Raw genomic sequence first — 21,746 nt, 5'->3', positions numbered from 1 at the left:
TTTCGGGTCACCCCCGCCGAAGCGAGGATCTGGCGTCAGTCACTTGAGACAACATCTAACCGGACCTGGACGTTCCCAATCACGGCCTCGCTACGCCCAGAGCGGAATATGGCCCAAGGTAACGTCTGACGCGCCGTTGGTAACGCCAAACGTCGCCTGATGGCAAGCTTGTACGCGCACAGGCGGGAAGAACGGTAAGCTACGCACACGTGTTCGATGCATGACCAGAGGAGCTGGAGTGACGGTAGCGGAGGCGGGTTACACAGCTCGTCACCTGTCGGTGCTTGAGGGCCTCGAGGCGGTCCGCAAGCGCCCTGGGATGTACATCGGGTCCACCGACAGCCGCGGTCTCATGCACTGCCTCTGGGAGATCGTGGACAACGGCGTCGACGAGGCGCTGGCCGGCCACTGCACCCGCATCGAGGTCGAGCTCCACGACGACGGCTCCATCGAGGTCCGCGACAACGGCCGCGGCATCCCGGTCGACATCGAGCCCAAGTCGGGGCTCCCCGGCGTCGAGCTCGTCTACACCAAGCTCCACGCGGGCGGCAAGTTCGGCGGCGGCTCCTACGCCGCCTCGGGCGGCCTGCACGGCGTGGGCGCCTCCGTGGTCAACGCGCTGTCGTCCCGGCTCGACGTCGAGGTCGACCGCGGCGGCCAGATCCACCTGATCAGCTTCAGGCGCGGTGTGCCCGGCGTGTTCGACGGTCCGGGGCCCACCGCCAAGTTCAAGAAGAAGTCCGGCCTGCGCGACGGCGGCAAGCTGCGCGCCGACGCCACCGGCACCCGCGTCCGTTTCTGGGCCGACAAGCAGATCTTCCTGCCCGACGCCGAGGTCTCGATCGACGAGATCCACGTACGGCTGCGCCAGACCGCCTTCCTCGTGCCGGGCCTCACGCTCGTCCTCATCCACGAGGGCAAGACCGAGGAGTTCCGCTTCGACGGCGGCATCTCCGAGTTCACCGAGTTCCTCGCCCGCGACGAGGCGGTCTGCGAGGTCCTGCGGATGCAGGGCGTCGGCCACTTCCACGAGACCGTGCCCGTCCTCGACGACCAGGGCCACATGACGCCCACGGAGGTGCAGCGAGAGCTGTCCGTCGACGTGGCGATCCGCTGGGGCAAGGGCTACGACTCCACCGTCCGCTCCTTCGTCAACGTCATCGCCACCCCCAAGGGCGGCACCCACATCACCGGGTTCGAGCGCGGTCTGGTCCGCACACTCAACGAGCTGCTGCGCGAGACCAGGCTGCTGAAGAACGGCGACGACCCGGTCACCAAGGAGGACATCCTCGAGGGCCTGACCGGCGTGGTCACCGTTCGCGTGCCCGAGCCGCAGTTCGAGGGGCAGACCAAGGAGGTCCTCGGCACCTCGGCCGCCACCCGCATCGTCTCCCATGTCGTCTCGCGTGAGCTCAGGGAGCTGTTCGCCAACCCGCCCCGGCGGGCCAAGCAGCAGTTGCGGGCCGTACTGGAGAAGATCGTCGCCGCTGCCAAGGCGCGCATCGCCGCCCGCGAGCACCGCGACAACCAGCGCCGCAAGAGCGTGCTGGAGAACTCCGCGCTGCCCGCCAAGCTGGTCGACTGCCGCAGCGACGACGTCGACCGCAGCGAGCTGTTCATCGTCGAGGGAGACTCCGCGCTCGGCACGGCCAAGCTGGCCCGCGACTCGGAGTTCCAGGCGCTGCTGCCCATCCGCGGCAAGATCCTCAACGTGCAGAAGGCCTCCGTGGCCGACATGCTGAAGAACGCCGAGTGCGCCGCGATCATCCAGGTGGTCGGCGCGGGCTCGGGGCGCAGCTTCGACCTCGACGCGGCCCGCTACGGCAAGATCATCCTGATGGCCGACGCGGATGTCGACGGCGCGCACATCCGCTGCCTGCTGCTGACCCTCTTCCACCGCTACATGCGGCCGATGGTCGAGGCGGGGCGCGTCTTCGCCGCCGTGCCGCCGCTGCACCGCATCGAGCTGACCAACCCGGGGCGCGGGCAGGACAAGTACATCTACTGCTACTCCGACGCCGAGCTGCACAAGGTGCTGCGCGATCTCGAACGGCGCGGCAAGCGCTGGAAGGATCCGGTGCAGCGCTACAAGGGTCTGGGCGAGATGGACGCCGACCAGCTGGCCGAGACCACGATGGACCCGCGCCACCGCATCCTTCGCCGGGTGCGCATCGAGGACGCCGAGGCGGGCGAGCGCATCTTCGACCTGCTGATGGGCAGCGATGTGGCGCCGCGCAGGGAGTTCATCGTGAGCAGCGCCGCCGAGGTCGACCGCGACCACATCGACGCCTGAGCCGCATCGGACCGGCCGGCTGCGGCTAAGAGGTCGCGCAGACAGGCGTGCTGGTGCTACCCCGGCAGTAAGACGGGCACAGGTCCTGGCGATCATGGAGTTGCGACGCTCTGTGACCACCGGGGAGACCTGTGCCTGTACTTCCATCATGGCTGGCCGAACCACTCCGGGACCGATTCGCCGCTCTGTTGCCCGAGCGGCCGACCTGCGCGGCGACTCATCCGCTGGGCTGCCACCGCCCACGCATCACCGACCGGATCGTCTTCAACAAGATGCCGCAGCTCCTGCGATTCGGCTGCTCCTGCCAGGCGATCGCCGACACGACCTGCTCGGCCACCACGGTCCGGCGACGAGTGGATCCGGCGCGCCACCGTCGTCGGCGCATTCTTCGGCCTCGCCGACACGATCATCACCGTGCGCGGTCTGATCCGGCAGGCATGGACGACTCACCGCTGGGGCGGACGCCCGAATCGCCGACCATGATCGCACCCCTGCCCGTACGGCCTCCTACAGCCCTGGGTAGAAGCCCGGAGAGCCCAGTTGCTCGAACCAGCTCGGTGGCTCAGGCGCGGTGAACGCGTTGGCCATCGCGTCCAGCCAGGCGGCGAACGTGGGGAAGTCCGGGGTGGAGTTGGCCAGGTCCTCCCAGTCCCCGCCCTCAACGTAGCGTGCGCGCCCTTCCTGATCGTCGTAGTGGTGGTAGTAGACCGGGTATTCGCCGTCTGCGTCCGGCTGGGTGACATCGAAGCACCAGACCGCCTCGTTGTCTGCGTCGGCGAGGGCGAAGCCGACCAGATGGTTGGTGGACAGCCACCGGCCGTCGCCGCGGTCCACCTGCTCGGGCATATGCACGAGATCGGAGTTCAGCTCAACGATGGCATCGTCACCGACGACGACGAACTCGATGTACCTGTTGGATGAGACGTCCCAGCGCTTACCGGCAAAGGTGTTGTGCTCGGCGAGGAAAGCCCGGTAGCTGGGCGGAGCCGTCCAGTCGACGGTTCCGAAATGGGGCTTCAGCCCTGTCTCGCGGTCGCGGACGGCTTCGGCGGAGGCGGGCTCCGACGCCGTGATGATGACCGTTCCGGATTCGGCGGCGCGGCGAAGGATTGCCAGATTCTCGTGTATCGACATCGTGGTCCTTGATCGGGTGATCGTACGGCTACGTGGGCGTGGCTCGACAACTGTAGGTGCCTGATCGTGGTCGATGACAGCGGTCGGCGGGATCCGTGGAACTACACAAGGCGATGATGTGTCCGATTACGCAACGTCACGTTCGAGACCTCGGCAGCCCGGGTGGGCAAGTCCTGACCCAGCCCGCAGACAGCCTCCATTCGCACCAATCCGCGTGGCCTCTAAGCTGGTTCGATGGCCGAGATGCGGTACCTGCTCACCTCGGCCGCGCGGATCTGTGCCGTCTGGGCGCCGCTGGGGCCTTCCCCTCGGAAGCGTTCGAGGTCCTCGTCGGTCTCCCAGCGCTCGTAGACGTTGATCCGGTCGGGTTCGAGCAGGTCGGGCGACAGGGCGAAGTCGAAGCAGCCGGGGGCCGACCTGGCCTGCTCCATCACCTCGCGGCAGTCGGCCAGGTAGGCGTCGCGGGCGTCGGCGGCCACGTAGAGCTTGCCGGAGATGATGACCACGATGTTCTCCTCGCCTTCTGTGGGGAGCTGTTCAGATTTCTCGTGAGCCGGTGCGCTTTCTAAGGGGCGGCCCCTGACCCTTCAGCCGATGCGATCCTCGGGAAAACGGTCTCCGTGCCCCGGAGGTCCTGTCGCCCGCCCCGCCGATCGCCCGGACCGGGCCGCCGGTTTTGCGCCGGGGGATTGGTCGGTCGTCGCCCACAGGGCTGAACGCCGGACCGCCGGGCTGCGCCCGCGCAACGGCCCGGCCGTCACCGGATGGCCAGGCTGGTCGTCCGCCGTCGCGCAGTCCGCCTCGGCCACTCCACGGACACCTGCTCGTCATCCGGCGTGGGGCAGCATCCCTGCTGGTCAACCGGTGTGGGAGAGGCCGCTCTGCTCGTCGTCCTCGCAGGCCTCTCGGCGAAGTTGCTCGGCGCGGTGGTGATGCCATTCGGCGTCGCCGATGTGTGCGGCGGCCAGCATGTCGTGCAGGTCGGCGGTGCGGCGGTGGGCGCGGGCGGCCTGGCGATAGCCCTCGTGAGCCGCCGCCTCGGCGCATGCGGCGTGGTGGGCGGCCTGCACGGTGCGCGCTGCCGCCTCGCGGGCCTGCCGGACCGTGGATCCGCGCGCCCATCCGCCGACCGGATTCCGCTCCAGCTCCTGCAGGCGTTGGGCGATCTGCTCGGCGCGCTCACCGGCCTGCCGAGCCCGCTCGCGAAGTTGCCGAGCCCGCTCACGTGAAGCTTCGACGCGTTCTTCAACCTGGTCGGCCATAGCTGCGCCATACCCTGCCGACCAGCTGATCCACCGCGCCTCGAGTACCTGCGCATGCGTGCGGGAGGGCACCGCGTGGCGGGGGTCGGGTCCGGAGCGTCGAGCCACTGCGGCCCGCCCGCTGCGGCCGGTCCTGCCGCGTGTGCGGGGTCTTTCCGGTTGTCGTGTCTGGTGTAGCCGGTTCTCGGATGCCGGTCATGTCATCCCGGGACGCGCGCCTGGTACGGCGGGTCCTGGTGTCAGCCGTCAGTTCGGCGGCGCGCCCGACGATGGACACGTGCCCAGCCAACGACGCGGCGGGCACGACATCCCGTCGGCAACCAAGACCCCTGCCCACCGGTGAGGGCACGGTCTGACCCTGGGACTCGAGGTCCGGAGGGTGGGAGTGCTCACTCACCAGTGGCTACAGGCTCCGAGTCTGCCCGATCGGCTGGCCCGGTGGTTCCCGTCAGGGAAGTTCGACCGGCATCAGTTTGCCGGTGTGGACGTCGTAGATGGCGCCGCCGATCGGCATGCCGGCGGGCAGGAACGGGCTGGTCCTGATCCTGGTCAGGTCGTGGCGGAGCGCCGCGTCCTGGTCGGGGACCGTGTGGAATTCCAGGCTCCTGGTGTCGACACCGCGTGCGGCGGTCAGGCTGTGCACGTCGGTGTCGGTGACCTTCGCCATGCCGCAGTCGGTGTGCGGCATGACCAGCACCCGCTCCACCCCCAGGAGGTACACCGCGAGGACGAGGGTGCGCAGGACGTCGTCGGTCACTCTGGCGCCCGCGTTGCGAAGGATCTTGGCATCTCCTGCGCGCAGGCCGAGCAGCCCCAGGGGGTCGATGCGGGAGTCCATACACGTCACCACGGCCAGGCCGCGCGCTGCCGTACCGGTGAGGCCGGAATAGGCGAACGTCCGCGCGTACGTCTCGTTCGCCGCGAGCAGGTCATCGAACGCAGTCATGTCTCGATGATTCCGCATGACCGTTTCGTGAAGGTTTCCGGGTCCTGGTTGGCGAGCAAGTTGGCGAACGCCCCACCATCGTTGCTCACTTTGCGTGATGATGTTGTAGCCCACCGTGTGTGATCTAAGAGGGTGACGTGAGTAGGACCGAATCACTCGCCGCGTACCTGCGCGATCAGGGGCGACGGCGGCTGGACCGGGTCGAGGTGTCCGACGACGGGCGCAACGCCAGATGCGCGCTCGCGCTGCTCGACGCGGCCGCCTACGTGGGGAGCCTGCCCGAGGACGATCCGCTCATCGAGATGCTGGAGAAGGCCGGATGTTTCGGGCCGCTGGGGTTCGACGAGTTCTCTCCTGGAGAGGAGGGGGCTCGCTTCATCCGCGAGTGGGCGGGCAGCGAGCCCTATGAGCTCCTGCTGGCCCTGCCCGCCGTCGCCTCCGCCTGACTCCGGGGCTGAGGGTCGCGCCTGATCCACGCGCCGGCACGGGCACCCCTTCTTCAGCTCGTGCCGCCCTGCCCTCAGCCCCGGTCGCACGCCTCCGCCGTCGGGGTGGAGCCCCGGGCACCCGTCCTAGGCCCGTGTCGGGTGACCACGAGGCCCGTGCCGCCTGCTCAGCGTGGGATACACCTCTCCTGCAGCCCATGCCGCCTGCCGTCGGCCCCGGGCTCGGCGTCGCCGTCGGGCCGCCGCATGAGAACCGGCCGGCCGGGCAGGGAAGTCGCATGGCAGGAATCGCACGGATGCGTTCGACCGTCATCGACTGCGCCGACCCTCGGGCTCTGGCTGCCTTCTACGCCCAGCTGATCGGCTGGGAGATCACCGGTGACGACGGCGACTGGGTCGTCGTCAGCGACGGCGGGCGCTTCCCCCGGCTCGCCTTCCAGCAGGTCGACGACCACCGCCCGCCGGCCTGGCCGGGCGCCGAGATGCCGCAGCAGTTCCACATCGACGTCACCGTCGACGACATGGACAAGGCCGAGGCGCAGGTCCTCGCGCTGGGAGCGACCAAGCACGAGTTCCAGCCGAGCGAGGAGGACGACTTCCGCGTCTTCCTCGACCCGGCCGGGCACCCGTTCTGCCTGTGCGTCGCCGACGACGGCTGAAACCAGCCCGCCCGGCCCCCACCGGTCAGGCGACCGGCGGTCCATCTGCGGTCGCCCGGAGGCAGGTCAGGAGACCGGCAGCCAGGACGCGACCGCCGTGGGCCCGGTCAGTGACCGGAGGCGGGAGCGTCCTGGGGCCGGTCGGGCGACCGGCGGTGCGGTCAGAGCCACCTGGGGCCGGTCAGCGGGCCGCCTGGATCAGGAGGTCCACCGCCTTCCGTAGGTTCCCCGCCGCCAGCTCGTGGTCGGCCTGCGCCTGCAGGTCCGTACGGCGACCGCCGGCCTGAGCCACGTCCCTGGCCACCGACACCACCGCGTCGTCCTGCGCGAACGTGTCGCTCCTCGACCGTTCGAGCAGCGTCGCCGCCACGCCGAGCGAGGCCAGCACCACGCGTGCCTCGCGCACGCTGCCGTCGGCGTTCCAGTGGCGGGAGCCCAGCGCCACCCCGAGCGCCGTGGCGGCCGCGCGGGAGCCGCCGTCACCCCTGGCCAGCTCGTCCCGCACCGCCTTGAGCCTGGGCCGGGCCGGGTCGGTCCGCAGTCCCCAGCCGTAGGGGAAGAGCGGGTCGTAGGCGGCGTCACCCACGTTGATCGGCAGCTGCTCCGCCGTACGGAACCAGGTGAAGGGCAGCCTGCCGGTGTACGGCACGGCCCCGAACAGCGGGTCGCTCACGCCCGCGCCCTCGGAGCCCGGCAGCCAGGAGGCGACGAGCGCTTCCACGCCGGACAGCTCGCCCAGCGCCAGCGGCCGTCCCGACACGACGAGCACGACGCACTTCAGCGCCCCGCAGACTTTGTCGACGGCCGCCCGGTCGGCGGGCGACAGGTCGAGCGTGCGGCCCTGGCGGCCGACGTCGCCGAAGCCCTCGGCGTACGGCCGCTCGCCCACGACGACCACGCCCACGTCGTGTCCCTCCAGCGGCGCGGAGGCGTCGGCGGAGTGGGTGACGGCGGCGGCACGGGCGCGGATGCCCTGCAGGATCGTGGTGCCCTGGGTGATCGGCCCCGGCGAACCCTGCCAGCTGATCGTCCAGCCGCCCATCTGGTTGCCGAGGTCGTCGGCGTTGGAGCCGGCGACGTAGACCTTCGCCGAGGGCCGCAGCGGGAGGAGACCGCCGTCGTTCTTGAGCAGCACCTGCGAGGCGGCGGCGGCCGTGCGTGCCACGGCGCGATGGGCGGCCGAGCCGACGTCGGGCAGGCCGTCCCTGTCGGCGTAGGGGCGTTCGAACAGGCCCAGCTCGAACTTCTGGGTGAGGATGCGCGCGACCGCGTCGTCGATCCGCGACCGCGCCACCCGGCCCGCGGTCACCTCGGCGGTCAGCGCCTCGACGAAGGCGGTGTAGGCGTACGGCACCATGATCATGTCGAGGCCGGCGTTGACGGAGGTGCGCACGTCGCTCGCCTGGTCACCGGGGATCTGGTCGATGGCCTGCCAGTCGCTGACCACGAAGCCCTTGAAGCCGAGCTGTCCCTTGAGCACCCCGGTGATCAGCTCCTGGTGGGCGTGCATCTTGGTGGCGCCGACGCTGGAGAAGGACGGCATGACGCTGCCCACGCCGCGCCTGACCGCCTCGGCGAACGGCGCCAGGTGGACGGCCTCGAGCTCGGCCCGGTCGCCGGTGTAGACCCCCTGGTCGATGGTGTAGTCGGCGGTGATCGAGGAGCCGTAGGCGGTGCCGCCGTCGCCCACGTAGTGCTTGGCGGTGGCCAGCACGCCCTTCTTGCGCAGGCCCGTCACGATCGCGGCCATGCGCGAGACCAGCGCGGGGTCCTCGCTGAAGGACTCGTAGGCCCTGCCCCAGCGGTCGTCGCGGGAGACGCACAGGCACGGCGCGAAGTCCCACGGGATGCCGGTCGCCTTCACCTCCTCGGCCGTGATCGCGCCCGTCCTCTCGACGAGCGCCGGATCGCGGGTGGCGCCCAGACCGGCGTTGTGCGGGAAGATCGTGGCGCCGACCACGTTGTTGTGGCCGTGGACGGCGTCGACGCCGTAGATCAGCGGGATCTGCAGCCTGGTCTGCCGGGCGCGCAGCTGGTAGCCGTCCACCATGTCCGCCCAGCCCTCGGGGGTGTTGGTGGCGGGCGCGGAGCCGCCGCCCGACAGCAGCGAGCCCAGCAGGTACGTGGCGATGTCGTCCTGCTTGGCGAGCGCGCCGCGTTCGGCCTGGGTCATCTGGCCGACCTTCTCGGCGAGCGTCATGCGCCCCATCAGGTCGGCGACGCGCTGCCTGACGGGTCTGCGGGCGTCGAGGTACGGCAGGCCGTGGGCGTCGATCACCACGACGGCGTCGTCGGCGGGCGGTGAGACGCCCTCGCCGGACAGCACGATCGGGATGGTCTCGGCCACCTCGGGGTCGGCGTCGGCCTTCGTGGCGACGGTGAAGGTCTTCGTGGTCCCGGCGGGCGAGCCCGCGGGGAACACCAGCGTCCCCTCCACGGGCGTGTAGTCCGATCCGGGTGTGGCCGTGCCCGATCCGGTCGCGTAGCGGACGGTCAGGTCCGTCGCGGGCACCGCGGAGATGGCGACGCCCACCTGGGCCGCGCCCTTCTCCTTGACCGGGTAGACGGGCGCGCTCGTCGTCAGGCGCACCGGGCGCGGCGGCGCGGTGCCGTACACCTGGACGTCGTCCCACAGCAGGGTGCCGGAGGAGGCGGCCGGCAGGCGCATCGAGTAGCCCCACATGCGCTCCAGGTCGAGCTGCCCGTCGGTGGGGGCGCCGCCCGGCTGGTAGTCGCCGCGCCTGACGAAGTCGGCGAACTTCACCTCGACCCGCCGCCAGCCCGCCTCGGTGTCGGTGAACGACGACTCGAACAGCTCCGAGCTGCCGGGCCCGCCGCCGCCGTCCTTGATCTCGAAGAAGATCCGCTGACCCGAGCCCGTGCCTTTCACCGAGAAGGCGAAGCCCTCGTAGGGCGTCCAGTCCTGCGTGGCGGGCAGGTCGTGCGACCAGCCGCCCCACTGGCCGACGTCGTAGACGGTCTTCAGCACGCGGCTGGTGTCGGTCTCGATGCTGAGGGTGGGCGTGGACGCGGCGTCGTTGCCCCAGGCGACGACACCGGGCGGGAGGGTGTCGCTCTCGAAGTCGGTGACGGTCAGCGGGGCGGCCGCCTGGGCGGGGGCGGGGACGAAGCAGGTGGATAAGAGCAGGGCGATCGCGCTGAGGGCGCCGATGCGTCGGGGGGTCACTGCGCCTCCTGGCATGAGAGAGCGCTCTCTTGAGCGCACAGTCCTGAATTCAAGGCGTGAAGGAAAGGCGCGTCAAGGTGACCGGGCGGTTCGTCCGGCCTGCTCCGTATCGAGTGCCTGCCCGGGTCCGGCCCGCCGGCTGGTCGCCTCGGCACGCGAACGCCCCCGGACCCCCGCTCGGCAAGCGGGTGTCCGGGGGCGTCGCGAGGGTTATGCGGTCGGAGGTGCCTCGCCCGCCGGTGCCGGCGGCTCCGCCTCGGGACCCGACCGCAGCGCTCCGCCGATGGCGGCGATCGTGTGGGTCAGCCGCAGCCCCGACCCGTCGCGCCTGCCGATCTCCTCCGGCAGCGGCACCGGCTTGCCGACCGCCGACACCGCCTTGGCCGGAGCGGGACCCGCCCAGGCCATCAACAGCACGTCCTCCCCCTTGAGGAAGCGCTGCGCCCGCACGCCGCCGGTCGCCCTGCCCTTCGGCGGGAAGTCGGCGTAGTCGGACACCTTGCCGCCGCCCACCTGCGTGCCGGGCAGCGCCGTCGCCGAGCCCGCGATCGTCACCACCTGCGCCGGCACGGCCGGGTCGACCACGCCGAACCAGACGACCTTGGCCCCGCTGTCGAGCCTGATGCCCGCCATGCCGCCCGCCGGGCGCCCCTGCGGGCGGACCGTCGAGGCCGGGAAACGCAGCAGTTGCGCGTCGGAGCTGATGAACACCAGGTCGTGGTCCTCGGAGTCGAGCTCCACCGCGCCGACGACGGTGTCGCCGTCCTTCAGCCCGATGACCTCGAACTCGTCGCGGTTGCCCGGATAGTCGGGCACCACCCGCTTCACCACGCCCTGCGCGGTGCCCAGCGCCAGACCGGGACTGTCGGGATCGAGCGAGCCCAGCCCGACCACGACCTCGTCGGGTTCGAGCGCGACGTACTCGGCGATCGGGTGGCCCCCCGACAGCGAGGGCGGGTTGGCCGAGGGCGGCAACGTCGGCAGGTCGACCACGTTGACGCGGATCATGCGCCCCTGCGAGGTCACCACGCCGACCTGGCCCCTGACCGTGCTGCGCACCGCCGAGACCAGCACGTCGTGAGCCGAGCGCTCGCCGCCGCCCGCCAGCGGTGCGGCGTCGCCGGTGCGGGCCAGCAGCCCGGTCGACGACAGCAGCACCAGGCAGGGGTCGTCGGCCACCTGCAGCGTCACCGCGGCCGTGCGGGTCAGGCCCGACGACTCCAGCAGCACCGTACGGCGCGGCGTGCCGTACTTCTTCGCCACGTCGGCCAGCTCGCCCGAGACCACCTGGCGCAGCCGGGCGTCGGAGGACAGGATGTCGGTGAGGTCGGCGATCTCCTCCGACAGAGTCTCCTTCTCCCGGTCGAGCTCCAGCTTGTCGAAGCGGGTCAGGCGGCGCAGCGGGGTGTCGAGGATGTAGCCGGCCTGGATCTCCGACAGGTCGAAGACCTCCATCAGGCGGGCGCGGGCCTGCGCGGAGTCGTCGCTGGCGCGGATGACCTGGATGACCTCGTCGATGTTGAGCAGCGCGACGATCAGGCCGTCGACCAGGTGCAGGCGCTCCTCGCGCTTGCGCCTGCGGTGCTCCGAGCGGCGCCGGACGACCTCGAGCCGGTGCTCGACATAGACCTTGAGCAGCTCGCGCAGGCCGAGCGTGCGCGGCTCGCCGTCGACGAGCGCGACGTTGTTGATGCCGAAGGTCTCCTCCATCGGCGTGAGCCGGTAGAGCTCCTCCAGCACCGCCTCGGGGATGAACCCGTTCTTGATCTCGATGACCAGGCGCAGGCCCTTGTGCCGGTCGGTGAGGTCCTTCAGGTCGGCGATGCCCTGGAGCTTCTTGGCGTTGACCAGCTCCTTGATCTTGCCGATCACCCGCTCGGGGCCGACGTTGAACGGCAGCTCGGTGACGACGATGCCCTTGCGGCGCGGGGTGATCTGCTCGACCGCGCACTTGGCGCGCATGCGGAAGGTGCCCCGCCCGCTCTCGTAGGCGTCGCGCACACCCTGCAGCCCGATGATCATGCCGCCGGTCGGCAGGTCGGGCCCCGGCACGAACTTCATCAGCTCGTCGAGCGTCGCCTCCGGCTTCTTGATCAGGTGGCGGGCGGCCGCGATGACCTCGACGAGGTTGTGCGGCGCCATGTTGGTCGCCATGCCGACCGCGATGCCGGTCGTGCCGTTGACCAGCAGGTTCGGGAAGGCCGAAGGCAGGACCGTGGGCTCGGTCTCCTGGCCGTCGTAGTTGGGCTTGAAGTCGACGGTGTCCTCGTCGATCGACTGCACCATCAGCATGGCCGCGGGGGCGAGCCTGGCCTCGGTGTAGCGCATGGCCGCCGGCAGGTCGTCGGGCGAGCCGAAGTTGCCGTGGCCGTCGACCAGCGGGATGCGCATCGAGAACGGCTGGGCGCAGCGCACCAGCGCGTCGTAGATGGCGGTGTCGCCGTGGGGGTGGAGCTTGCCCATGACGTCGCCGACGACCCGCGAGGACTTCACGTGGCCGCGGTCTGGGCGCAGGCCCATCTCGCTCATCGAGTAGAGGATGCGGCGCTGGACGGGCTTGAGCCCGTCGCGCGCGTCGGGCAGCGCACGCTGGTAGATCACCGAGTAGGCGTACTCGAGGAAGCTCGTGCGCATCTCCGCGGACACGTCGATGTCGACGATCCGCTCCTCGAAGTCCTCGTCAGGCGGGGGTGTGGTCGTCCGTCGGGCCATGTCGAACATTGTGCCGAAGAATCTTGGGTGCCCGCGACTCGCGCGATGGGTTTGTCCGGCTTGCTGGTGAAAGTCGCCTGGCCCCAGGCGCGCGGGCCCTCATGACACTCCGGTCAGCCCCCTCTCCCACGCGCCCTGAAACAGACTGCGGGAGCCCTACCCGCCCTGAAGCGGGCCGCGGGAGCCCGTGCATCCTGGGGCGGGCCGCGGTAGCCCCGCGCGCTTTGGAACGGACCGCGGGAGTCCCGCGCACCCTGGAGCGCTGACCGCGGGAGCCCCACGCGCCCTGAAGCGGACTACGGGAGTCCCACTGAAACGAACTGCGGGAGTTCTACGCGCCCTGGAGCGGGCCGCGGGAACCACGTGCAGTGCCGCCGGGCCCGTGCGGCGGTCCGCGGCCGAGCCGGCCGGTGAGGGAGGCGGTCGGACTGCTCCGCCGGCCGGCGAAGTGGTGGCCGGACTGCTCCGCCGCCCGGCCGCCGGCGCCGAGGGGCTCCCGAGGCAGGGCCGGCGGCTCAGGTGGGACGGCGGGCGCCCGGCCACGGTCCAGGCGTCTCGCCCTCGTCCTCGTCGCCCGGCTCGTTCAGCCGCTCGTCATACACCTCGAACCCCCGCGCCCGATAGTTCGCCAGCGCCGCCGGGCCGTCGAGCGTGCAGGTGTGCATCCACACGCGTTCGGTGGCGGGCAGGTCGGGCCAGCGCGAGGCGAGGTCCCACGCGCGTGCCGTACCGACCGAGAGCAGGTGCCCGCCCACACCCTCGCCCATCGCGAACGGCAGCAGCCCGAAGTAGGCGATCTCCACCTGGGCGCCCGGCTGCGGGTCGAGCTCGAGGTAGCCGGCGGGTGTGCCGCGGTGCCAGGCGACCCAGGTCTCGAGGCCGGGCCTGGTCAGATAGGCCATCCACTCGTCGTAGGTCCAGCCGAGCCGGTCGGTCCACTGCCAGTCGCCGCCGACCGCCGTGTAGAGGAACCTGCTGAACTCGGGCGACGGCACCTCGGCGCGCACCACCTCAACCGGCAGCCTGGGCGGTTTGGCGGGGATCAGCGCCTCGGGTGAGCGCTGTTCCAGATACCAGGTGATGACATCCACGCCCGATATTTCAGCACGTCGTCCCCTTGGCGGGGACAACGAGGTCGGCCAGGTAGCGGTTGAGGTGGGCTCTGGCGCACGCGTTGCCCAGATAGAGCGTGTGGCCGGGGCCTTCGTGCCGCACCAGGCCGCTGCCCGGCACCTGGGCCAGCACCCGCGCCACGGCGTCCGACTCGCCCCAGGCGCCCGCGCCGACGAGCGGCGGCAGGCCCTTCGGCAGCGGGCTCGGCGGGTTGGTCACCTTCACCGGCCAGCCCACGCACGTCAGGGTCGCCGTCGCCAGCGTGTTGGCGGTGCCCGTGCCGGGCGCGATCCTGTTCAGCCTGGCCACGGTCGCGGCCATCTCCCGGCGGTCGGCGAAGCGCGGCCAGTCGGCGCACTCGGTCACGCCGGTCGCCGCGTCCGGATAGCGCAGGCCGCGGGCGGGCAGGAACCCCGACGCGTCGCCCCGCGCGGCCTTCTCGATCGCCGCCGACAGGGCAGGCCAGCCCTGCGGCCCCTGCCGGACGAACGCCATGGCCAGACCTTGCAGGTCACGACCGTCGTAGGCCACCCCGGCCCCGGCGGGGACGGGCGAGCGGTCGGCCCTGGCGACGAGCCGCCGCCAGAACGACGGCGTGCACGCCCGCTCCTCGCACGAGGCGAAGAACCTGCCCATGGCCTGCTCGTTCTGCCGGGCGGTCGCCTCCAGCTCGGCCGTCCAGTCGGCGGTGCTGTGGTTCCACGTGCCGTCCAGGACCATCGCCCTGACCTTGCCGGGGAACAGCCGGGCGTAGGCCTGGCCGTAGAAGCCGGCGTAGGAGGCGCCGTAGTAGGTCAGCCGGGGTTCGCCGAGCGCCTTCCTGATGGCCTCCATGTCCTTGGCGTGGTCGGCCGAGCTCATGTTCGCGAACAGCTCGGGGTCGCGGTTGCGGCACGCCTCGGCGATGCCGCGGTTGGTGTCGGCCATCCTGGCGAACTCGGCGTCGTCCTCGGGGAAGGCGGGGATCGGGACGCGCGTCCACACGCACGGCAGGCCCGTGCTGGTGCCCTGGAACTGCTCGCCGTAGCCGCGGGTGTCCCAGGTGACGATGTCCATCCGCGCGCGCAGCTCGGACCATAGCTGGGGCATGGACTCCGTCAGCTTGATCCCCGGCGCGCCCGGCCCGCCGTACGCGATGAGGACCGCCCCTGCCGACCGGCCCGTGGCGCGGAACCTGCCGACCTTGAGGGTGATCGTGCGCCCGTCGGGCTTGGACCAGTCCACGGGGACGGACACATCCAACCGCTCCATCCGCTCGGCCGGCCCGGTGGGCGGAGCGCTCCCCGTCGGGTTCGCCCTGGTGGACGGGTCCTGGGTCGGGGTGCCCGCCGTCAGGCGCACGGCGGCGGACGGGCCGGCGGCAGGCGGGTACGGCGCGGCGCCCGCGGGTGGGGAGGCGGTGAGGGTGGCGGAGCCGAGCAGGGCAAGGCTCACCAGAGCACGTGTGATCATGCGCGACACGCTGCCGGAGCATCGCGGCCCGGCACATCGGACCAGGGTCTGACATCCTCACCTCTCGCTCACTTGACCAAGCAATTGCTTGGCAAGTACGGTCCCGGGGAGGAGATCCCCTGGAGGCGTCATGATCGAGTTCCATCCGGTGACCAAGCACATCGGCGCCGAGGTGACCGGCGTCGACCTGCGCAAACCCCTCTCGCCCGAGGAGGTCGCCACCATCAGGCAGGGCTGGCTCGACCACCTCGTGCTCTTCTTCCGCGACCAGCACATCGACGACGACCAGCACCTGCAGTTCGCCCTCAACTTCGGCACGCTCAACCACCCCGCCTTCAAGAAGGACGGGGCCAGCCCCATCCACGTGCTCGACCAGACCGACCCCAAGGGCGAGGGCGGCGACGAGTGGCACAGCGACAACACCTTCGAGCCGACCCCGCCGATGGGCTCCCTGCTGCGCTGCGTCCAGCTGCCGAGCGTCGGCGGCGACACGCTGTGGGCCAACACCTACCTCGCCTACGAGACGCTCTCGCCGCCGCTTCAGCGCCTGTGCGACGAGCTGACCGCGGTCCACGACATCACCGGCTCCATGACCAAGGCCATCTCCAAGGGACACCCCTTCGACCTGGCCGAAGTCCAGGCCGCGTGGCCGCCGCTGGTGCGCCCTGTCGTCCGCACCCACGCCGAGACGGGACGCAAGGCGCTGTTCGTCAACCGCTCGTCCACCACCCGGCTCGTCGAACTCGGCGACAGGGAGAACGAGGCGCTGCTCCCCCTGCTGATCGACCACATCCGCTCGCCCGAGTACCAGGTGCGGCTGCGATGGCGTCCCGGCACGCTCGCCTTCTGGGACAACCGCTCTACCCAGCACTACGCCGTCGCCGACTACACCGAACGCCGCCGCATGCACCGCGTCACCATCAACGCCTTCCCCGAACACGCCGACCCCGCCTGACCCGTCTCCCGCGCCAGGCGGTCGCCCCGCCCGTCCAGGGGCTCGACGACTCCCACAGGCGATGGGCGATGTGACGGCGGCCCGCCGGAGTCCCGCTGGAGTGGCGTGGAGGACAGACCCCGGCCCCGCACCCACGGTGGGCGTGACCGGGCCTGCCGTACCGGAGGGGCCGGGCCTGCCGTACTGGAGGGGCCGGGCCTGCCGTACTGGAGGGGCCGGGCCTGCCGTACTGGAGGGGCCGGGCCTGCCGTACTGGAGGGGCCGGGCCTGCCGTACCGGAGGGGCCGGGCAGGGGGCCCTACAGGAGGGGCGGGCAGGGCCGTACGGGAGGGGCGGGCAGGGGCCGTACGGGAAGGGTGGGCAGGGCCCGTACAGGAGGGGCGGATAGGGGGCCCTACAGGGGATCTATCGGGGGTGGGGGCCGGGTCCGGCCGCGGATCGGGGATGCGGCGTGGCGCAGGCGGACGAATTCGTCGCCCGGACCTGGTAACAAGGACCACATGACTGATGCGGTCGCGATGATGCGGGAAGAAGCCGAAGCCCACCTCCGCGCGCTGGCGGGCGATCACGCCCGGCTGCGTGACGACCAGTGGTCGGCGATCGAGGCGCTCGTGGTCGACCGCCGCAGGGTTCTGGTGGTGCAGCGCACCGGCTGGGGCAAGTCGGCCGTCTACTTCGTCGCCACCGCGCTGCTGCGGGAGCTCGGCGAGGGGCCGACCGTCATCGTGTCCCCGCTGCTGGCCCTGATGCGCAACCAGATCGCCGCCGCCGAGCGGGCCGGGATCCGCGCCGTCACCATCAACTCCGCCAACCCCGAGGAGTGGGAGGAGATCTACGGCCGCGTGGCCGAGGGCCTGGTCGACGTGCTGCTGGTCAGTCCTGAGCGGCTCAACAACCCCGACTTCCGCGACAACGTCCTGCCCGAGCTGGCCGAGAGCGCGGGGCTGGTGGTGGTCGACGAGGCCCACTGCATCTCCGACTGGGGTCACGACTTCCGGCCCGACTACCGCAGGCTCGCCACGCTGTTCGAGGAGCTGCCGCCCGGCATCCCCGTGCTGGCCACGACCGCGACCGCCAACGCGCGCGTCACCCGCGACGTGGCCGAGCAGCTCGGTGGCGACGACACGCTCGTCCTGCGCGGGCCGCTGGAGCGCGACAGCCTGCACCTGTCGGTCGTCCGGCTGGGGAGCGCCGAGCAGCGGCTGGCCTGGCTGGCCCAGACGCTCCACGAGCTGCCGGGCTCCGGCATCGTCTACACCCTCACGGTCGCCGCGGCCCACGAGATCGCCACCTACCTGCGCGAGCAGGGGCACGAGGTCGCCGCCTACTCCGGCCAGACCGATCCCGCCGAACGTCTGGCCGCCGAGGAGGCCCTGCTCAACAACAAGATCAAGGCGCTCGTGGCGACCAGCGCGCTCGGCATGGGCTTCGACAAGCCCGACCTGGGCTTCGTCATCCACGTCGGCGCGCCGCAGTCGCCCGTCGCCTACTACCAGCAGGTCGGCCGCGCGGGCCGCGGTGTCGAACGGGCCGAGGTCATCCTGCTGCCCGGCACGGAGGACCGCGACATCTGGGCGTACTTCGCCTCGCTCGCCTTCCCGCCCGAGCCGGTCGTGCGGGCCACGCTCCAGGCGTTGGAGCAGGGCGGCGTGCTGTCCACCCAGGCCCTCGAGAACGTCGTCGACCTCAGCCGAAGCCGTCTGGAGATGATGCTCAAGGTCCTCGACGTCGACGGCGCCGTCCGCAGGGTCAAGGGCGGCTGGACGGCGACCGGCGAGGAGTGGGCCTACGACGCCGAGCGTTACGCCCGCATCGCCGCAGAGCGCAAGGCCGAGCAGGAGGCCATGCTCGGCTACCTGACCACGTCCGAGTGCAGGGAGGAGTACCTGCGCAGGCGGCTCGACGACGAGGCCGCGGCCCCGTGCGGGCGGTGTGACAACTGCACGGGCACGCACCGCTCGCCGGAGATCGCGGCGGCGGCGGTGGAGCGCGCCCGGCAGACGCTCGAGAGGCCGGGGGTCGAGGTGGAGGCGCGCCGGCAGTGGCCCACCGGCCTGGCCGACCTGTCCGGACGCATCAAGCCCGACCTGGGCGCCGAGCCGGGCAGGGCGCTGGGCAGGCTGACCGACATCGGATGGGGCAACCGGCTGCGGGAGCTGTTCAACGGACCCGACGCGCCGGTCCCCGACGACATGTTCAAGGCGGTCGTCCAGGTGCTGGCGGCGTGGGAGTGGCGGCAGCGGCCCGTCGCGGTGGTGAGCGTGCCGTCGGCGTCGCGCCCGGTGCTGGTCAGAGGGTTCGCCGAACGGCTGGCGCAGGTCGGCAGGCTCACCTACCTGGGCGAGCTGGGCTACCGGGCGGGCGCGCCGGGGCAGCAGTTCAACAGCGCCAAGCGGGTGCAGGCGATCAGGGCGACGCTGGCCATGCCGAGGGAGCTCGGCGCGGAGATCGCGCGGTGCGGCGGGCCGGTGCTGCTGGTCGACGACCGGGTGGACACCGGGTGGACGATGACACTGGCCGCGGCCCTGATCCGCCACGCGGGCGCGCCCGCCGTCATGCCCCTCGCCCTCGCCACCACCTCCTGACGCCGCGCCCCGGCCGCCCGCGGCCCGCCGCCGGTCCCGCGATGCGGGTCGTCGGGGCGGGCTCACCGGGCGGGCGGTCCTCCGGACGGAGGACGGGTGGCCACGCCTCAGCCGGTGACGCCGATCGTGGTCACGTCGTAGTGCTGGTAGACGCTGCTGACGTGGGCGTTCGTGACCCGCTTGCCCCTGATCAACCCCGCTTTGCTCCACAGCAGCGGCACCATCAGTCCTTCGTCCAGCACCCGCCGTTCCGCCTCCCGCCACAGCCGGAAGCGAGCCTGCGGGTCGAGCGTCCGCCGTGACTCGTCGATCAGCGCGTCGACCTCGGGCAGCCGCACGCCCACGTTGGCGGAGAACCCGCTGTCGACGATCTCCCTGCTGTCGATCAGCTGCGACAGCAGCGGGTCGGGGTCCGGCCAGTCCCCGGACCACCGCCGCATCACCAGCCCGATCTTCTCCTTGGTGAGCGCCGCCGGGTTGCCCAGCTTGTCGAACTCGTGCAGCACGTCCACGTTCTTCACCGTGACGTGGAAGCCCGCCGCCGTGAGGTTGTCGCGGATGGCGTTCCCGGCCGCCACGTCCGTCGGGCCGTTCCTGACCAGCAGCGTGAACAGGTCCCGGCCGCACGAGGCGGGAGAGGGCGCGGCCGTCGCGGTGGGGGAGGGGCCGTCCAGCTCGCCCCTGCCGGGAAGCGGCGGCGGCTGCAGGCGGGTGGCGATCTCGGTGCCGAAGGGGCCGTCGCCGTACAGGCGGTGGAGAACGCTCTTGCCGATGGCGGCGAGGACGGCCCTGCGGCACTCGCGCTGGTCCAGCGGCGCGACCCTCGTGTTGACGGCCAGGTAGCGCAGGTGGTCCAGGGACGGCGCGTCGGCCCGCGCGTTGAGCCGCGGGTCGGCCCGCACCGTGGCGAGGGTGGCCGGCAGCGGCGCGGCGTGCAGGTCCAGCTCGCCGGACAGGAGCTTCCGGTCGGCCTCCTCGCCGTCCATGCCCCAGGTGAGCTCGACCCGGTCCGGCAGAGCGGTGCGGTTCGGGTCGGTGGCCTGGTTCCAGGCGGGATTGCGGACGAAGGTCGCGGTCTTCCCCGCCTGGATGTCCAGCTTGTACGGGCCGGACGACAGGAGCTTGGCCGCGCCCTTGCGCACCGGCATCGTCACGGGCAGCGTCGCGATCTGGTTGAAGGTGGACATCGGCTTCTTGAGTCTGAAGACGATGGTCCTGTCGTCGGGGGTGCTGATCGCCTTGTCGGCGTCGGCGGCGGTGTAGCGGCCGGGCATGTCGAGCAGCCGCGCCAGCGGGTCGGGGCCGTTGGGCAGCAGCCTCCTGTCGCCCGAGCGCACGACGGCGTACTTCACGTCGCGCGAGGTGATCGGCGTGCCGTCCTCGAAGCGCAGCCCCTCACGGAGGGTGAAAGTCCAGGTCCTGCCGTTGTCGGTGGTCTCGCCGAGCTTCGCCGCCAGGTCGGGCACCACCTCGGTGCCGGCCGCGCCCGGCGCGGGCCGGTACATGGTCAGCGCGCGCCCGTAGAGACGGGCGTAGTTCCACATCTCGGTGTAGAAGGTGCCGGCCGGGTCGAGGTTGTCCAGGATGTTGGTCATGCCGATGCGCAGCGTGCCGCCCTTCCTGGCCGACGGGTTGACCACGCCGGTCAGGGCCGCGTTGAAGACGGCGGCGGTCCGGGTCGGGCTGGGTGTCGCCGTCACCTCGCCGCCCGTGCCGCTGTTCTGGCCCAGCCGCGGCCATGCCCACACCGCGACGCCCAGGACGACGGTCATCGCCGCCGCCCCGACCGGCAGCAGCACCTTCCACGCCCGGCCGGAAGGTCTGCCCACCGCCCCGGAGACCGGATACGTGGACAGGGTCCCCGGCGCCTGCCCGCCCCCCGGGTACGGCGCGGCGGTGACCGGCGTCGTCGCGCCCTGCGACGGCCGCGTCCACCCGGCAGCGTGCGGCCCGGGACCGCCGCCGTAGGGGGAGGAGACCGACACCGGGGGCGCCGACGTGCCGTAGGGCGGCTTGGAGGAGGGACCTGCAGGTGCCGGCCTGCCGTACGGCGGCGCGGGAACGGGAGCGGGTGGTGGTGCGGTGCCGTACGGCGGCGCGGAAGCGGGGGCCGGTGGTGGTGCGGTGCCGTACGGCGGCGCCTGCGGGCCCGAGCCCGCCCTGATCAGCTCCCGCAGCAGTTGCTCGGCCGTCGGGCGCGCCGCCGGGTCCTTGCCCAGCGACGCCCCCAGCAGCTCCCGCAGCGGCGCCTCCACCCCCGACAGGTCGGGTTCCAGGACCAGGATCCGATGCATCACCACCGGCAGCGGCCCGAACCCGAACGCCCCGCGCCCCGTGGCCGCGTAGACCATCGTGCCCGCCCACGAGAAGACGTCGCTCGCCGGGGAGGCGTCGCCGTGGAAGTGCTCGGGCGCCATGTAGGCGGGCGTGCCCACCACGCTCGTCGTCAGGCTCTGGCTCACGTCCAGCGCCCGCGCGATGCCGAAGTCGATCACCCGGGGCCCGTCCGGGGCCAGCAGCACGTTGCTCGGCTTGAGGTCGCGGTGGACGACCCCGGCGCGGTGGATCGCCGCCAGCGCGGTCGCGGTCGCGACCGCCAGCCGTACCAGGGAGGAGCCGGTCAGCGGCCCGGACTCGGCCACCTGCCGCTGCAGCGACGGGCCGGCGACGTACTCGCTGACGATGTACGGCTGGTCGTCGAGCGCGCCGACCTCCAGCACCCTGGCCGTGCAGAACTCGGCCACCCTGCGCGCCGCCTCGGCCTCGCGCCTGAAGCGCCGCACCGCCGAGGCGTCGTCGGCGAACCTGGCGTGCAGCATCTTGATCGCGACGGGTTCGCCGGACGGGGCGACGCCGCGATAGACGCTGCCCTGACCGCCTTCACCGAGAAACCCGGTGACCTCGTAGCCGCCGACGACACGGGGATCGCCTGGCCGTAACGGACGCACGCGGGCTCTTCACTCCCTTGTCAGGACATCGGGGAGTATCCACCATAGGCCGCG

General features: G+C 71.7%; 14 protein-coding genes and 1 pseudogene. 6 read left to right on the top strand and 9 right to left on the bottom strand.

What is annotated here, in order from left to right:
* Nucleotides 1-220: 220 nt before the first annotated feature.
* Entirely contained in the window at nt 221-2,293 is a 2,073-nt protein-coding gene (locus tag ACWENQ_RS14265; protein ID WP_452414433.1) for a DNA gyrase/topoisomerase IV subunit B, read from the top strand.
* A gap of 131 nt (nt 2,294-2,424) precedes the next feature.
* Nucleotides 2,425-2,652, top strand: a pseudogene (locus tag ACWENQ_RS14260) (IS5/IS1182 family transposase); the annotation flags it as partial.
* A gap of 148 nt (nt 2,653-2,800) precedes the next feature.
* Here ACWENQ_RS14260 and ACWENQ_RS14255 read toward each other — a convergent pair.
* From ACWENQ_RS14255 to ACWENQ_RS14240, 4 genes are all read right to left on the bottom strand, one after another.
* Nucleotides 2,801-3,427, bottom strand: a complete 627-nt coding sequence (locus ACWENQ_RS14255) for a hypothetical protein (protein ID WP_452414432.1) — start codon at nt 3,425-3,427, stop codon at nt 2,801-2,803.
* A gap of 221 nt (nt 3,428-3,648) precedes the next feature.
* Nucleotides 3,649-3,933, bottom strand: a complete 285-nt coding sequence (locus tag ACWENQ_RS14250; RefSeq protein ID WP_449927903.1) for a putative quinol monooxygenase — start codon at nt 3,931-3,933, stop codon at nt 3,649-3,651.
* 351 nt (nt 3,934-4,284) lie between these two features.
* Nucleotides 4,285-4,689 carry a hypothetical protein gene (locus ACWENQ_RS14245; protein ID WP_452414431.1) on the bottom strand — a complete coding sequence of 135 codons (405 nt, stop codon included), beginning with the start codon at nt 4,687-4,689 and terminating at the stop codon, nt 4,285-4,287.
* 448 nt (nt 4,690-5,137) lie between these two features.
* A complete protein-coding gene (locus ACWENQ_RS14240; protein WP_354905077.1) occupies nt 5,138-5,635 on the bottom strand; it encodes a beta-class carbonic anhydrase in 498 nt (165 codons plus the stop codon).
* A 137-nt stretch (nt 5,636-5,772) separates the two neighbouring features.
* Between ACWENQ_RS14240 and ACWENQ_RS14235 the strand changes: the two genes are divergently transcribed.
* Together ACWENQ_RS14235 and ACWENQ_RS14230 are read left to right on the top strand one after the other, a co-directional pair.
* A complete protein-coding gene (locus ACWENQ_RS14235) occupies nt 5,773-6,081 on the top strand; it encodes a hypothetical protein (protein WP_354905074.1) in 309 nt (102 codons plus the stop codon).
* 278 nt (nt 6,082-6,359) lie between these two features.
* Nucleotides 6,360-6,740 carry a VOC family protein gene (locus ACWENQ_RS14230; RefSeq protein WP_449927907.1) on the top strand — a complete coding sequence of 127 codons (381 nt, stop codon included), beginning with the start codon at nt 6,360-6,362 and terminating at the stop codon, nt 6,738-6,740.
* A gap of 181 nt (nt 6,741-6,921) precedes the next feature.
* Here ACWENQ_RS14230 and ACWENQ_RS14225 read toward each other — a convergent pair whose 3' ends face one another.
* The 4 genes from ACWENQ_RS14225 to ACWENQ_RS14210 all read right to left on the bottom strand — a co-directional run bounded on the left by ACWENQ_RS14225 (nt 6,922) and on the right by ACWENQ_RS14210 (nt 15,204).
* Nucleotides 6,922-9,927, bottom strand: coding sequence for a glycoside hydrolase family 3 N-terminal domain-containing protein (locus ACWENQ_RS14225; protein ID WP_452414429.1), 3,006 nt, complete (start codon nt 9,925-9,927; stop codon nt 6,922-6,924).
* Nucleotides 9,928-10,137: 210 nt separating this feature from the next.
* Nucleotides 10,138-12,639 carry a DNA gyrase/topoisomerase IV subunit A gene (locus ACWENQ_RS14220; RefSeq protein WP_452414428.1) on the bottom strand — a complete coding sequence of 834 codons (2,502 nt, stop codon included), beginning with the start codon at nt 12,637-12,639 and terminating at the stop codon, nt 10,138-10,140.
* Between the two features lie 515 nt (nt 12,640-13,154).
* Entirely contained in the window at nt 13,155-13,730 is a 576-nt protein-coding gene (locus tag ACWENQ_RS14215; protein WP_449927913.1) for a GNAT family N-acetyltransferase, read from the bottom strand.
* A gap of 10 nt (nt 13,731-13,740) precedes the next feature.
* Nucleotides 13,741-15,204 (bottom strand): alpha/beta fold hydrolase, encoded by a 1,464-nt coding sequence (locus ACWENQ_RS14210; RefSeq protein ID WP_452414427.1) that lies wholly within the window; start codon nt 15,202-15,204, stop codon nt 13,741-13,743.
* A 130-nt stretch (nt 15,205-15,334) separates the two neighbouring features.
* Here ACWENQ_RS14210 and ACWENQ_RS14205 point away from each other — a divergent pair, with 130 nt between their 5' ends.
* Both ACWENQ_RS14205 and ACWENQ_RS14200 read left to right on the top strand, forming a co-directional pair.
* Nucleotides 15,335-16,159: a TauD/TfdA dioxygenase family protein gene (locus ACWENQ_RS14205; RefSeq protein ID WP_354905059.1), complete on the top strand. Its 825-nt coding sequence runs from the start codon at nt 15,335-15,337 to the stop codon at nt 16,157-16,159.
* A 500-nt stretch (nt 16,160-16,659) separates the two neighbouring features.
* Nucleotides 16,660-18,744, top strand: a complete 2,085-nt coding sequence (locus ACWENQ_RS14200) for a RecQ family ATP-dependent DNA helicase (RefSeq protein ID WP_452414426.1) — start codon at nt 16,660-16,662, stop codon at nt 18,742-18,744.
* Between the two features lie 107 nt (nt 18,745-18,851).
* On the opposite strand, the gene ACWENQ_RS14195 is transcribed toward ACWENQ_RS14200, so the two are convergent.
* On the bottom strand, nt 18,852-21,692 hold the full coding sequence (locus ACWENQ_RS14195) for an ABC transporter substrate-binding protein (protein WP_452414424.1): 2,841 nt from the start codon (nt 21,690-21,692) through the stop codon (nt 18,852-18,854).
* Nucleotides 21,693-21,746 lie beyond the last annotated feature (54 nt).

The organism is Nonomuraea sp. NPDC004354, assembly GCF_053602555.1.
Note: the sequence above shows the minus strand (reverse complement) of the source record. Positions and strands in the feature narration are given on the sequence as shown.